The sequence below is a fragment of the Hymenobacter sp. R533113 genome (assembly GCF_056835965.1).
In genome coordinates, this window is record NZ_JAKWBD010000013.1 from 1 (window position 1) to 12394 (window position 12394).

Here is a 12394-nt window from a genome sequence, read left to right on the forward strand (position 1 = left end):
GGTCCCGTGCCGCAGGAATACGGGCAGCGGCTGCAGGAAATGGTGCAGCAGGACCTGCTAACCGCCAGCTTCCACGAGAGTCTGGTGCAGAGCGACAACGGCAGTCCGGTGCTGGTGTACAAGCCCAAGCGCAAGGCCAACCTGGAAATCTTCAGCGAATCAGAGCGCGAGGTAATTGAGCTGGTATACCAGAAGCTGGGCAAGAAAAGCCGCTTAGCACTAGAAACCCTGAGCCATACCGAGCGGGCCTGGAAAGAAAACAAGGCCCAAAATGGGCGCATCAGCTACCAGGAATACGCCTACGACCTGCGGTCTTTGCCGATGGCGTAGGCGTTTTGAGTTACCCTTTTTCTACACAGATTGGCCAGTTCATAAATTAATTTTTCACTTACAACCCCCTACTACCCATGCCTACTGTTCACGAAATTTTTTCCAAGCTTATCGTTATGGCAATAGCGGGATTACTAGCAGCCATCGGCAAATTTTTGTGGAATTGGCTACGTCGTCCTGCGCTGCGGGACCGCCTACGAGCCGGAAGCACTCGGCTGGACCAATGGCTTGACCGACGCGCTCTGGACTTTCACGTAAGCTCGCTCTCCTTGAGCGGGCAGCCAAGCTACCGTCAGCTGCTAACTGCAATTGAGAAGCTCTTGGCTTTCAGCATGGTGCCCCTATTTTATGTAATGGGCCTCTGCACCTTTTTTCTCGGCATTATAGTGCATAACTATTCTCTTCAAAAGGCCTTTCTGGTGTTCGGAGTGTTAGTGGTGGCAGGTCATTTTATGCGCTGGTACCTGAATAAGATGACTGCTTAATAAAAGCCTTTACAATCACCGTTTCCTATTCGGCAGCGGAGCCGCCAGGCCCACGCGTTCCACGACCTGAAAACCGCCGGTTCTGGTGAACTTCATGGTGTGGTTGAAGTTGCGCATGGAATCGGACGGGTCGAGGGCGGTGAAATTGAGCGTTGCGAGGGTGGCGCGGGGCATTGTGGCCGACACAATAACCTGGCTTTCGACGAGGCCGGTGGCGGAATTGAGCTGCTTGGCGAGGGCGTGCACGACCACCTGGCTGACGGGCAGGTGAGCTTGCACTTCACGGGCGACGCGCAACAGGCAGCCGCACACATAATCCTGGTACAACTCGTTGAATTTGCTGATGGGCAGCTGCTTGCGGAAAGCTTGCCGCTGGCCAACTGGGTGACGACAAAATCGGGAATTACCTCGGCGGTGTTGACGTGAACGTTCACTTCGACGTGGTCAGCAGTAAACATGAATTCGAGGTGGGAGCCAAGACTACCGACACCCTGGAAGGGGTTGAAAATCTCGAGCACCTGCTGGTACACATCGGAGTCTTTGGCCAGCACCTGACGGGTGAGGTCCTGGCGGTCCTGCCATTCGGTAAGCTGGCGGGCATGTTCGGCTTGGCCTTCGGTGGTGAACTGCTGGTCGCGCTGGCGGGCGGCGGTCAGGGCTTCTTCCAGACGCTGCACCTTAGCGGGGCCGCGCTTGAACAGGCGGTCGAAGAAACCGGGCTGGTAAGTGTCGAGGGCGGCTTGGGCAGTGCGCTCGTGCTCGGTGCTGGGCATGGAAGTCGCCGGGGCCTGCTCCCGCTGCATGGCGGTCCAGTTGAGGGGGTCGCTGCAATCGTGGTGCACGGACTTGATGACGGCGAGGTAGTCGTTGTAGCCCGCCACGGCCTCGGCGGCACTGGTAACGGCCTGCTCCTTCTGCAGCTGCTTGAACTGCTGGGTGGCAACGCGGGCGCGGCGCTGCTGGTCGCGCTCGATGCGCCGGGCGGTGGCGGCGAATGAGCGGGCGGCTCCTTTCCAACTCATGAGTAGGGTAGCTTAGAAATGATAAAGGGGGTTTGACAACTGGGGCAGCTTATAGCTTCTGCTCTTCAGCCTCCAACTCGGTGGGAGCATTTTCCATTTGGAATTTCTCCCACTCGGCCCGGTCGAGGGTATTGTTGGCCAGGGCCTGCTCGATGGCCAGACTCTCGCGGTACTCGCGGGCGGTGGCGGTGAGGGTCCACTTGGTATCGATGCCCAGGCGCTCAATCTCGGTGCGAATCTGCGCCAGGTCTACGCGGAAGAATTCTTTGCGCGGGTTGGCCTTGTTGACCTGGTTGCGCAGGAAGTGGCGGTGCAGGTCGCGCTCCAGGGCCGGCGCGTCGTCGCTGAAGAGCAAGGCGTGGATGTCGAACTCAAAGGGCACGGAGGCGTCGCCCAGCTCGCGCACCCGGTCGAGGGGTTCGAGGCGGCGGGTCATGCCGATTTTGTACACGTGCTCGCCGAAGGAGCCGATGTTGGAAATAATGTAGACGTGGCCCGACTTGGTTTGCTGGGCCATGGATAAAGCCCGCTGGTTCTTCTCCTGGGCAACCTGCAGCTTGGCTTCCAGCTCGCGCAGCTGCTCCTCAAAGGCGGCCCGCTGCTCGGCCGAAGCTTTGGCGGCCTGCTGCTGCACTTTATCGATGCTTTTCTGGATGGTGTCCTCCTGCTTGGCGGCATCGCGCTGCGCTTTCTCGAAGTCGCGGCGAGCTTTTTCCTCTTCCCGGATTTGCTCCCGAATGAGACGCTGCTCCTCGCGCTCCTTGAGCTTCAACTCATGGGCAACGGTGGCCCAGCGCAATTCTTCGAGGCGGGCTTGCAGGTACTCGGGGGTGATGCGGGCGTCTTTGAAGGGCTTGCCGAGGTTGTTAACGAGGGCGTAGGCGTCCTTGATTTGCTGGGCCAGGGTGCCGTAGTTGTCGTGCTTGACGGCAGCCAAGATGGTATCAACCTTGCCGTTGAAGGCGTCGGTAACAAAGTTTTCAGCGTTGACTTTGCGGATGTACTCGACGTAGTCGCACTTGGCAGCGGCGCGGGTGCTCATCAGCTGGCGGGTCCGCTCGCGGGCCTTTTTCAACTCGGCCCCGGCTTGGGCGTGGCCGAACTCGTCCGCTAGCTCATCAAGCATGGCGTAGGATGGAATCAGGTACTGGTCGCCGTAGCCGCCGATGACGTTTTTGAGGGCCTGGATGGTTTTTTCGAGGCCGGCGGCATTGCGGGCGGCGGCCAGGGCCTCGCCGGCAATTTCTTCGGCTCGCTGGTTGGCGGTGGCCACGATGCGGGCGGCTTCGTTGGTGGCGTCGAGCAGGATGGCGTCGGCCTGGGTTTGCAGGACGCGGGCCTTCACGCCGGCTTGGTCGCGGATGTCTTTGCCTTCAGTGCGGGCCTGCGTCAGCTCGTTCGTGGCAGCCGCACGTAGGTCGTCGGCTTCGCGGCGGGCGCGGTTGAGGATGGCCGCCGCTTCGTTGTCGGCCGTGGTACGCAGCTGCTGGGCGTACTGCTCGGCATCCCGGATGGTGCGGTACGGGCTGAGCTGCTCTACTTCCACATGCAGCAAGCTTTCACGCCCGGCAGCTAGCCCGGCTTCGCGCGCGGCGTCAGCGCGGACCTGCTGTAGCTCGGTTTCTTTAGCTTTCGTTTTTCGACCCTGTACCAGTAGCAGAATTAGTGCGATAAGCAACAAAACGAGTAGAAATGGGGGTCATGGGCGGCTCTAATTAAAATCAAAATCACTCAAAAGTAGCCACGCGAAAGGTCAATACCAAAGCGTTGATTTTAACGCAAATTGAGCGTGAAACGCATTTGTAGAAATACGCTTCACCGGCGACGGTCCGGCGCGTATGCGGGGAAGGTCAGCACGTTACACATCTCGCGCAGGCGGCGGCGGTCAAGCAGCGTCAAGACTCAAAACGCTCGCTGCCCAGCCTTTTGCACTATGGTCTTCCAGCACTTGTGCCTGGAAGCTGCCTAGCAGTTTTATTGGCGCGTGGTGTCTCCGTCAACTGCCGTCCCCAGGCCCCGATGGCGATGAGAACGGGCAGCAGGGTTAGGCCCAACTCGGTCAGCGTGTATTCGACCCGTGGTGGCACCTCGGCGAATACCTGCCGGTGCAGCAGGCCGTCGCGTTCCAGTTCGCGCAGCTGCTGGGTGAGCATGGTTTTGCTGATGGCCGGCAGCTGCCGCTGCAAGCCCCCGAAGCGCTGAACGCCGTGGTAGATGTGGTACACGACCAGGGGCTTCCACTTGCCGCCGATGACTTCCAGGGCCGGAACAATCGGACAATACGCTAAATCGAACAGGGGCGGGTTCATTTTTTTGACTTGATTATCAGCAAAGGTGCGAAATACAGACCTAAGACCGCAAAGCCAAACTACTTGTTTCGGCTACGGGGCCGCGGTTGCTTTGCGCCGCACATTAATGCACGATATCCCATGAAGAAATTTGAAATGCGCCCAGTCCTTCGGCCGGGAGACCCCACGGGTTGGCAACTCACCGAAACCGACACACCCCAGCCCGGCCCCGGCCAAGTGCTGGTGCGGGTGCGGGCCGTCTCGCTGAACTACCGCGACTTGCTGTTGTCGCAAAACACGGCCCGCACCCGCGTCACTGTTCCCTGCTCGGACGGGGCCGGGGAGGTCGCGGCCGTCGGGGCCGGGGTGACGCGGGTGCGGCCCGGCGACCGGGTGGCGGGCATCTTTTTCAAACCTGGCTTGACGGACCGTTGGTGGACGAGGTGCACGAGCAGGCGCTTGGCGGCTCGGCCGACGGGATGCTGGCCGAATACGTAGTGCTTTCCGAAGCCGGCGTGGTGCAGTTGCCCGACTTCTTGAGCTACGAGGAAGCCGCGTGCCTGCCCTGCGCCGGCGTGACCGTGTGGAATGGCCTGTTTGAGCAGGGATACTTACAGCCCGGCCAGACCGTGCTGCTGCAAGGCACCGGGGGCGTTTCCATCCTGGGGCTGCAACTGGCCAAAGCGGCCGGCGCACGGGTCATTATCACCTCTTCCTCGGATGAAAAGCGGGCCCGCGCCCGCGCCCTGGGGGCGGCCGAAACCATCAACTACCGCACCACGCCCGATTGGGAGCAGGAAGTACTTCGCCTGACTGGTGGCCGCGGGGCCGACCACGTAGTGGAAGTGGGCGGAGCCGGCACCCTCGAAAAGTCGTTGCTCGCCACCCGCGCCAGCGGTCATATTGCATTTGTGGGCGTCCTCACGGGCTGGTCTGCGCCCATCGCCACGGGGCCTTTGCTGACCAAAAGCCTGCGCCTGACCGGCCTCTACGTGGGCAGCCGGGCCATGTTCGAGCGCCTGCTGGGGGCAATGGTCCAGAACCAGCTCCGCCCGGTCATTGACTGCGTTTTTGAATTTGCGAACGCCCCGGCGGCACTCGCCTACCTGGAAAGCGGGGCACACTTCGGCAAGGTGGTGGTGCGGCTGTAATAGTCTATCGAGCGCAACTTAGACCGAGCCAGTACCCTAATAGGCGCACAATTAACCCCCTTCTTTATCACCGACGACGCGGTGCGTCGCTGGACTAATCGGCTCCAAGAAGCTGGGCAGGATGCCCGCACGCTGGACTGGATAGCTCAGGTGGTGGCTGTCGAAGGAAGGGCCGTTGGGCACGCGGGTTTTCACGGGCCGCCTGATGCCGCAGGTATGGTGGAGGTGCTCTTTCGGAGCCAACGGTGAAGACCGTACGGGCTAGTATCCGACCTAATAATCTGGCTTCTCTGGCCACGATTCGGTCGTTTCCGTTCCATCAAGTGGGCGAACAATGGGATGACCTGGATGGGTTGGAATTCGTGTTTGAAATGGCCATGTAATATCCGTACTAAACGTTGAACCAAGGCAGGAATAGGAACTGAAAGGAAATTTATTAGACCGACTTGTCTAATTCAACAACCGTTGCTTACCTTTGCCCCCGATGTCTGCCCAACCTGATGTTCGCCAACGGCTGATTGCCACCGCCTCCCGGCTCTTCTACGAGCAAGGGTACGGGCTAACGGGCATCAACCAGATTATTGCCGAGGCCAACGTAGCCAAGGGCAGCCTCTACCAGCATTTCGCGTCGAAGGACGAGTTGTGCGTGGCATATCTGCGGACGAAAAACCAGCACTGGTTCGCCGCGCTGACGGCCTACTTAGCCGATAAAAAGCAGCCCCGGGAGCGGGTATTGGCGTGTTTTGACTTTTTGGCAGAGCACTCGGTGCGAGATGATTTTCGGGGATGCAGCTTTCTTAATATCCTGGCGGAAGTGCCGGCCGGCCAGACGACCATTACGGCTGAAGCCCGGCGACACAAACAAGCCTTGCGCACGATGTTGCGCGGATTGGCCGCCGACCTGCCGGGAGCCGGGCGGAACCCGGATACGCTGGGCGATACGCTCTATCTCTTGTTCGAGGGCGCCATTACCGAAAGCCAGGTGCAGCACGACACGTGGCCTATTCGGCTGGCGGGGCAAACGGCGGCGAATCTGCTGAACTAATTTTTTTGCCTGTCACTAGACAATTCTGTCTACTATCTTTCACTCTGTTCCCTTGCTTATGAATGCTCCGGTTCATTACCGCACCGTTGAGGTCGATGGCCTCGACATCTTTTACCGCGAAGCCGGCCCGGCCGACGCCCCGGTGTTGCTGCTGCTGCACGGCTTCCCCACCTCATCGTTTATGTACCGGCACCTGTTGGCCGGGCTAGGTGGCCACTACCGGTTGATTGCGCCCGATTACCCGGGATTTGGGTATAGCAGTTTTCCCGCCCCGGACCAGTTTGCTTACACCTTTGACCATCTGGCCGAGGTGATAGAAGGATTTATAGACAAGCTGGGGCTGACCAGGTTTTCGCTTTACGTCCAGGATTACGGCGCGCCCGTGGGCCTGCGCATCGTGACGCGGCGGCCGGAGTTGTTGCAGTGCCTCATCGTGCAGAACGCCAATGCCTACCCGGTGGGCATCGGGCCTATTTTTGACCCCATCGTCGCCACCTGGACGGACCCGACGCCGGCCAAGAAGCAGCAGGTGCTCGACCTGTTTGAGCTGCCGGTGACGCGCTTCCAGTACGAAGATGGGGCCTCGGACCGCACCCGCGTCAGCCCCGACACCTACACCCTGGACCAACTGTTGATGGACCGGCCGGGCAACAAAGAAGCGCAGTTTCAGCTGCAGTATGACTACCGCACCAACCCGCCGCAATACCCGGCGTGGCACCAGATGTTCCGAAAAGTGCAGCCCCCTACGCTGGTGGTTTGGGGCGAACACGACCAGTTTTTCACCAAAGAGGGTGCGCTGGCCTACGCGCAGGATTTGCCCGTTATCGAGTACCACTTTTACCCCGGCGGCCACTTCGTGCTCGAAGAATTCCACGAGGACATCACGGCGCGCATCGACGCCTTTCTCCACCAGCACCTATCCCGCCCATGAGCCGCCTGGTTTTCCTGCTGCTGCCCGTGCTGGCCGGCGCGGCGATGGCCACGCAGGCCGCGGTCAACAGCCAGCTGCGGGCGGCCATGCACAGCCCCTTTGTGGCGGCGCTGCTCTCCCTTGTGGTCGGCACCCTGGCGCTGGGTACGGTGGTGCTGGCCACCGGCCACGCCCTGCCTTCATTGCGGGTACTACGGGCCCTGCCGCCGTACCTGTTCACGGGCGGCTTGCTGGGGGGCTTTTTCGTGACCGCCACGGTGGTATCGGTACCGCGCATCGGCACGGCGAGTCTGTTTGCCTGCGTCCTGGCCGGCCAGCTGCTGGCCGCCCTTTTTCTCGACCAGTACCACCTGTTGGGCGTACCGGGCCAAGCCCTGACGGTGGGCCGGGGCGTGGGCGTGCTGTTGGTGCTGACCGGGGTGTATTTCATTAATCGCAATTGACGCATCTGATGAACGACGTACGCATTGTGGACTACGCGCCGCCGCATCAGCCCGCCTTTCAGGCGCTAAACGAAGCGTGGATTACGGAGCACTACCCGCTGGAGCCGCAGGATGTGGCAGTGCTGACCGACCCGCAGCGCTACCTACTCGACGGCGGCGGAATGATTTTTATGGCCGTAGCGGGAAACCGGCCGGTCGGTACCTGCGGCCTGATTCGGGTGGATGAGACGGTGTTTGAGCTTACCAAAACAGCGGTGGAGCCGGCGGCGCGGAGCCAGAGAATTGGCGAGCGGTTGCTTCAGCCGATATTTTGCCTCCCGCCTTCATTTCGGCCAGCGCTAATTGGATGAGGGGTTTCAACTGTTGGTTTGCCATCGGTACAATGTGGTTTTGGTGAGGTAATCGGCCTGCTTAGTGCACGAGATGATAAACGGGGCTGAAGTCGGGATGTAGACACCCAAACCCGGCGGGAATTCGTCCATTTTATGCGTGAACGGCACATCAGGCATCGCAAAATCTTACATTAGCATCTGCTGCCGGCTAAGATTCGTCCCTTCCGACCAGCCTCCCTAATGAACCAGCCATTACCTGCTCCTGACACCCACGCCCCCGTACAGCGGTTTTTAGCGGCCGTGAAGGGTAAGCATAAGCTTTCCATTCTCATTTACCTCAAGCACGGCCCGCGGCGCTACTCGGAATTGCGCCGTCGGTTGGCCGGCATCAGCGAGCGAATCCTCAGCAAGCAACTGGCCGAACTGGAGCGGGAGGGCATCTTGAGCAAAACCGTAACGGGCGATAAGCCCCCGCTACGGGCGGACTATGCCCTGACCGAACACGGCCGGACGCTGTGCGCCGTGGTGCGGCAGATGTGGGACTGGGGCGAACAGACCCTAAAAAGACGCGGAAAAAGCGGAAAACAGGACCGGGTAGAACTTTCCTTTTTGTACGCTCTTGCGGGGCAGTCAGCAGGCTCCGAGTTTTGAATATGCCAACCGAGCCGCGTCGGCTGCCCGCGCCTGAAATCCGCATTCACGCGACCAGCTCGCTGCTTTCTTGGTCGCATACTTACCCAAACACTTTTCATTACTGTGGACACCCAATTACTACATGTCGGAGCTGAGGCACTGAAAAAAGCGGCCTTGAACGAGGAAGCCAAAAACTTCGTGCTCCAACACGAGCCGCTGTACAAGGCGCTCAAGAGGGCCGCCAACCGCTATCTGGGCGGCGAGACGTTGACGGAGGCGGTAGCTTCCATTAGGGAGTTGAACTGCGCGGGCTACTCGGTTACGACCGACTTTATGGGCGAAAGCATTCGTAACGAAGCTGACGCCCGAGAAGCCGCGGCTGAGTTTGTCAGGTTCGCCAAAGCCATCAAAACGGAAGGAATCAACTCATCTGTCTCGCTGGACTTATCCCACATTGGATTACTGGTTTCGAATGAGTTAACCCTTGAAAACCTGGGGCTTATTTGTCAGACAGCCGCTGAGGCCAACCAGGAGGTGATACTCAGTATGGAAGGAACAGACCGGACCGACCAGATATTGAATGTTTACCAGGCAGCCCTACCCCAGTGCCCAAATCTGGGCATTACCGTGCAAGCTTACTTACACCGAACGAGAGAGGATTTTCAACATTTGCTGCAACTTCCAGGCAGTATCCGGCTGGTAAAAGGCGCCTACAGCACGCCGGCGGGGTTTTCGTTAGTACGAGGCAGTGAACTGGACGACATTTATTTACAGTATGCCGAGCAATTACTAGCCGCCGACCACCCTTGCGCTATTGCCTCGCACGATGAAAAAATTCATCAGGAGACGGTAAAGCTAATTGACCGCTATCAGCCAACGCACTACGTGTTAGAAAGGCTGTTAGGCATTAGCAACCTCGAATTGAGGGAGTTCCAGGAGCAAGGCTACCAGTGCCGCATCTACCTGGTTTACGGCAAGGAATGGTACCTGTACTTGTGCAACCGCTGGGCCGAGTATCCGCTGAATTTATTCAGGGGGTTGGCTGACATCATCGGGTAGCCAAGCTTCCGTCTACCCCAGGGGTAAGTTATTCAACGACTGAAAACGGCTACAGCATCAGCTTCCACGAAAGACCAGTGTAGGGGCCGAGAAAACAGGGCGCGAGCTGGCCCCACCAGTACCAGAGGCGCGGGCGGAGCCAGACCGGTACCGGCTTCGGAAAATGTCTGGCCGTCCAGTTTTGTGGGAGCACGAAACCTGCCTTTTCGCATCTGAATTAGGCTAAGACGAGGTGCACTTTCTGGTCTTCGCGGTAAGCAGAAGGCGTCTGGCGGGTGTGGTGCCGACGGCCTCGTTTGCGGTGCCCTTCGTGCGGGCCAAACTGGACATGACGGGGACGGTGACGGATACCGATTTCTCAGCACAATTAAGTGAAGCTATGACGGCAGTGATTGGTGCTGCTAGTGCTGCGTCAATGGATTGAAGAAATGTTAGAATTACCGGCGGCGGTCCGGTGCGGAAGCCGGAAAAGTGAGGACGTTGCACATCTCGCGCAGGCGGCTGCGGAGCCGGTCGCCGTAGAGGGTTTCCAGCTCGGGGGCGTTAGCTGCGCTGACCTTCGGTTGAGGTTAGTGGTGAGATGGGTGAGCATCTGGTTGGTGACGAACCGGTCGTAGCGGTCGAGCAGGATTTCGGCCAGCACGTTGCACTCGTTGCCGTAGAGGCGGGCGTTTTGCTCCACGCCGAGGTCATCGAAGCAGTAGGTGACGGGGTAGCGGTGGTCGGGGCCCTGGCCGGAGCCGTAGAAACTGCCACTACATAGGTTCTACTGGTCTTTCACCACCTCAGTCGCGAAGGGCTGGGGGGTATCGGTGGCCAAGCCGAATGCCTCCAGCTGCGCAATTAAAGGGAGTACGCTACGTCCCCGCTCACTCAGCGAGTACTCTACCCGCGGAGGTACCTCGCCGTAGGACTTCTTCACCAACAGCCCGTCGTCGGTCAGGCTTTTTAGTTCGAGCACCAGCATCCGCTCGCTGATGTCGGGCAGCAGGCGTTTAAGCTCCCCATAGCGGCGGGTCTGCTGGGAAATTTCGTGGACCAGCAACAGGCGCCACTTACCGCCCAGCACGCCCAATGCCCGACGCACCGGGCAATTGGGGACTGTATCCTTGTATTTCATGCGAAAGACTAAAAAATTAAGTCGCTGATTTTCACCAATACTGACCGTACTGGTGCAATACTACACCTTCTTGTAAGTACTTGACAAATGTAGTGTATTGGGCGTTGCTTTGGGTCATTAATTCACCCTAACCAACCTGCCTCATGAAACACGCCCTGTTTTACTGGCCTCTACTGCTTGGCACCCTTGCGTTGCCGGCACAAGCCCAGCACCCGCGCCCCGCCGCGCTGACTGCCCCTGTAGTACGCCTCTACCAGGTGTTTGACCGTGGCGACCTCACCCAACTCGGTTCCATCGTGTCGCCTCAGCTAGTGGACCACGACCCGGCCGTACCTAACCAAACGGGCCTGGCCGGGCTGCACGGGCTGATAACGACGCTACACCAGGGCTTTTCCAACATTCAGCACACCCTGGAAGTGCTGGAGCCGCTGCCCCGTGGCCGGGTGCTGGTGCGCTGGAAAATGACGGCTACGCACACGGGGACGTTTTTCGGAGTTCCGCCCACGGGCCGAAACGTGACCCTGCACGGGCACGACATCCTGACCGTGAAAGACGGCCGCATTACCGAGCAGTGGCACGTCGAGGAATTACTCGCGCTCATGAATCAAATCCAAACCCACTAATCAACCCCTACTCCCATGAACCAGCTTGTTTTAGTAACCGGTGCCACCGGCTTCCAGGGCGGGGCCGTCGTCGAGGCCTTGCGCGCTAACAACTACCGCGTCAGAGCCCTGGTGCCGCCCACTGAAGACGCGGCCAGCCTGGCCGCCAAGGGCATAGACGTAGTACCCGGCACCTTCACCGATGCCGCGGCCCTGGCCCGCGCCTTTGCGGGCGTACAGTACGTGGCCCTGAGCTTTCCGCTGATTTTTGACACCGACCTGCTTTTGCAATACGCTCACAACGTGGTGGCTGCTTACCGGAGCAGCAGCGTCGAGGCCCTGGTATTTAACACTAATCTGCCGGTGCAGGCGGTGGAAACGGGTTTTGCGGCCTTCGATAGCAAACGCCTGATAGAGCAGGTTTTTGACGAAGCGCAACTCCCCTACATTTCCCTGCGTCCTACCGTCTACCTCGACAACCTGGCCGCGCCCTGGTCCATACCCGTCGTTACCGGGCAGCACATACTGCCTTATCCGGTGGCGGCCGAACAGCGACTGGCCTGGATTAGCCACCACGATTTGGCCCAATTCATGGTAGCCGCCATTCAACGGCCGCAGTTGGTGGGGCAGAAATTTAACCTCGGGGGCAGCCAGCTTCTCACGGGTCAGGACATTGCCACGAGCCTCTCGCAACACCTGGGCTACCCCGTGCAGTTTGCCCCCGTCAGCCCCGACGACTTTGAGCAGCAGCTGGCCGGTGCGTTTGGGCCCGCCACGGCCCGCGAAATTGCCAACATCTACCGCTTCGTGGCACAGGACGCGGCCTCGGTGCAAGCACTTGACCTGCGCGAACGGACGCTGGTGCAGTTGCCGGTAGCCCTACAGCCCGTACAATCCTGGGTGCGGTCGGTGGCGTGGCAGTAGTTACAAAGGCTACCGCCGGCGGTCAGGCG

General features: G+C 59.5%; 18 protein-coding genes. 12 read left to right on the plus strand and 6 right to left on the minus strand.

The genetic code is table 11. The annotated features are described in order from the left end of the window. Positions 1-330 (plus strand): type II toxin-antitoxin system antitoxin SocA domain-containing protein (locus MKZ35_RS08745; RefSeq protein WP_482512856.1); only part of this gene is annotated, 330 nt, incomplete at its 5' end. 577 nt (positions 331-907) lie between these two features. On the opposite strand, the gene MKZ35_RS08750 is transcribed toward MKZ35_RS08745, so the two are convergent. The 3 genes from MKZ35_RS08750 to MKZ35_RS08760 form a co-directional block, all read right to left on the minus strand. Beyond that, the gene (locus MKZ35_RS08750; RefSeq protein WP_482512857.1) at positions 908-1837 is read right to left on the minus strand and encodes a hypothetical protein; all 930 of its coding nucleotides are present in this window, start codon (positions 1835-1837) and stop codon (positions 908-910) included. 49 nt (positions 1838-1886) lie between these two features. After that, on the minus strand, positions 1887-3515 hold the full coding sequence (locus tag MKZ35_RS08755; protein ID WP_482512858.1) for an SNIPE associated domain-containing protein: 1629 nt from the start codon (positions 3513-3515) through the stop codon (positions 1887-1889). Between the two features lie 253 nt (positions 3516-3768). Then, complete coding sequence (locus MKZ35_RS08760; RefSeq protein WP_482512859.1) at positions 3769-4146, minus strand: winged helix-turn-helix transcriptional regulator; 378 nt, start codon at positions 4144-4146, stop codon at positions 3769-3771. Between the two features lie 120 nt (positions 4147-4266). Between MKZ35_RS08760 and MKZ35_RS08765 the strand changes: the two genes are divergently transcribed. Beyond that, complete coding sequence (locus tag MKZ35_RS08765) at positions 4267-4623, plus strand: alcohol dehydrogenase catalytic domain-containing protein (protein WP_482512860.1); 357 nt, start codon at positions 4267-4269, stop codon at positions 4621-4623. Next, entirely contained in the window at positions 4560-5276 is a 717-nt protein-coding gene (locus MKZ35_RS08770; protein ID WP_482514725.1) for a zinc-dependent alcohol dehydrogenase family protein, read from the plus strand. Before MKZ35_RS08765 ends, MKZ35_RS08770 begins: the two co-directional genes overlap by 64 nt. A 51-nt stretch (positions 5277-5327) precedes the next feature. On the opposite strand, the gene MKZ35_RS08775 is transcribed toward MKZ35_RS08770, so the two are convergent. Beyond that, positions 5328-5519 carry a hypothetical protein gene (locus tag MKZ35_RS08775; protein WP_482512861.1) on the minus strand — a complete coding sequence of 64 codons (192 nt, stop codon included), beginning with the start codon at positions 5517-5519 and terminating at the stop codon, positions 5328-5330. A 2-nt stretch (positions 5520-5521) separates the two neighbouring features. On the opposite strand from MKZ35_RS08775, the gene MKZ35_RS08780 reads away from it, so the two are divergent. The 7 genes from MKZ35_RS08780 to MKZ35_RS08810 all read left to right on the plus strand — a co-directional run bounded on the left by MKZ35_RS08780 (position 5522) and on the right by MKZ35_RS08810 (position 9719). Next, complete coding sequence (locus tag MKZ35_RS08780) at positions 5522-5659, plus strand: hypothetical protein (protein ID WP_482512862.1); 138 nt, start codon at positions 5522-5524, stop codon at positions 5657-5659. Between the two features lie 101 nt (positions 5660-5760). After that, positions 5761-6321: a TetR/AcrR family transcriptional regulator gene (locus MKZ35_RS08785; protein WP_482512863.1), complete on the plus strand. Its 561-nt coding sequence runs from the start codon at positions 5761-5763 to the stop codon at positions 6319-6321. A gap of 58 nt (positions 6322-6379) precedes the next feature. Continuing rightward, positions 6380-7252 carry an alpha/beta fold hydrolase gene (locus MKZ35_RS08790; RefSeq protein WP_482512864.1) on the plus strand — a complete coding sequence of 291 codons (873 nt, stop codon included), beginning with the start codon at positions 6380-6382 and terminating at the stop codon, positions 7250-7252. After that, on the plus strand, positions 7249-7695 hold the full coding sequence (locus tag MKZ35_RS08795) for a DMT family transporter (protein WP_482512865.1): 447 nt from the start codon (positions 7249-7251) through the stop codon (positions 7693-7695). The genes MKZ35_RS08790 and MKZ35_RS08795 overlap by 4 nt, the downstream gene beginning before the upstream one ends. An 8-nt stretch (positions 7696-7703) precedes the next feature. Continuing rightward, positions 7704-8045 carry a GNAT family N-acetyltransferase gene (locus tag MKZ35_RS08800; protein WP_482512866.1) on the plus strand — a complete coding sequence of 114 codons (342 nt, stop codon included), beginning with the start codon at positions 7704-7706 and terminating at the stop codon, positions 8043-8045. 222 nt (positions 8046-8267) lie between these two features. Further along, a complete protein-coding gene (locus MKZ35_RS08805) occupies positions 8268-8678 on the plus strand; it encodes a winged helix-turn-helix transcriptional regulator (protein WP_482512868.1) in 411 nt (136 codons plus the stop codon). 105 nt (positions 8679-8783) lie between these two features. Continuing rightward, complete coding sequence (locus MKZ35_RS08810; protein WP_482512869.1) at positions 8784-9719, plus strand: proline dehydrogenase family protein; 936 nt, start codon at positions 8784-8786, stop codon at positions 9717-9719. A gap of 412 nt (positions 9720-10131) precedes the next feature. Here MKZ35_RS08810 and MKZ35_RS08815 read toward each other — a convergent pair whose 3' ends face one another. Beyond that, positions 10132-10401: a hypothetical protein gene (locus MKZ35_RS08815; protein WP_482512870.1), complete on the minus strand. Its 270-nt coding sequence runs from the start codon at positions 10399-10401 to the stop codon at positions 10132-10134. An 84-nt stretch (positions 10402-10485) separates the two neighbouring features. Further along, positions 10486-10839 (minus strand): winged helix-turn-helix transcriptional regulator, encoded by a 354-nt coding sequence (locus MKZ35_RS08820; protein WP_482512871.1) that lies wholly within the window; start codon positions 10837-10839, stop codon positions 10486-10488. A 143-nt stretch (positions 10840-10982) separates the two neighbouring features. Between MKZ35_RS08820 and MKZ35_RS08825 the strand changes: the two genes are divergently transcribed. After that, positions 10983-11462, plus strand: coding sequence for an ester cyclase (locus tag MKZ35_RS08825; RefSeq protein WP_482512872.1), 480 nt, complete (start codon positions 10983-10985; stop codon positions 11460-11462). A 15-nt stretch (positions 11463-11477) separates the two neighbouring features. Continuing rightward, positions 11478-12365 carry an SDR family oxidoreductase gene (locus MKZ35_RS08830; protein WP_482512873.1) on the plus strand — a complete coding sequence of 296 codons (888 nt, stop codon included), beginning with the start codon at positions 11478-11480 and terminating at the stop codon, positions 12363-12365. Positions 12366-12394: the final 29 nt, after the last annotated feature.

Bases quoted from the DNA above. Each gene is read 5' to 3' on its own strand.
- MKZ35_RS08750 (WP_482512857.1), bottom strand. From the start codon at position 1,837: ATGAGTTGGAAAGGAGCCGCCCGCTCATTCGCCGCCACCGCCCGGCGC.
- MKZ35_RS08760 (WP_482512859.1), bottom strand. From the start codon at position 4,146: ATGAACCCGCCCCTGTTCGATTTAGCGTATTGTCCGATTGTTCCGGCC.
- MKZ35_RS08765 (WP_482512860.1), top strand. From the start codon at position 4,267: ATGAAGAAATTTGAAATGCGCCCAGTCCTTCGGCCGGGAGACCCCACG.
- MKZ35_RS08785 (WP_482512863.1), top strand. From the start codon at position 5,761: ATGTCTGCCCAACCTGATGTTCGCCAACGGCTGATTGCCACCGCCTCC.
- MKZ35_RS08790 (WP_482512864.1), top strand. From the start codon at position 6,380: ATGAATGCTCCGGTTCATTACCGCACCGTTGAGGTCGATGGCCTCGAC.
- MKZ35_RS08795 (WP_482512865.1), top strand. From the start codon at position 7,249: ATGAGCCGCCTGGTTTTCCTGCTGCTGCCCGTGCTGGCCGGCGCGGCG.
- MKZ35_RS08800 (WP_482512866.1), top strand. From the start codon at position 7,704: ATGAACGACGTACGCATTGTGGACTACGCGCCGCCGCATCAGCCCGCC.
- MKZ35_RS08805 (WP_482512868.1), top strand. From the start codon at position 8,268: ATGAACCAGCCATTACCTGCTCCTGACACCCACGCCCCCGTACAGCGG.
- MKZ35_RS08820 (WP_482512871.1), bottom strand. From the start codon at position 10,839: ATGAAATACAAGGATACAGTCCCCAATTGCCCGGTGCGTCGGGCATTG.
- MKZ35_RS08825 (WP_482512872.1), top strand. From the start codon at position 10,983: ATGAAACACGCCCTGTTTTACTGGCCTCTACTGCTTGGCACCCTTGCG.
- MKZ35_RS08830 (WP_482512873.1), top strand. From the start codon at position 11,478: ATGAACCAGCTTGTTTTAGTAACCGGTGCCACCGGCTTCCAGGGCGGG.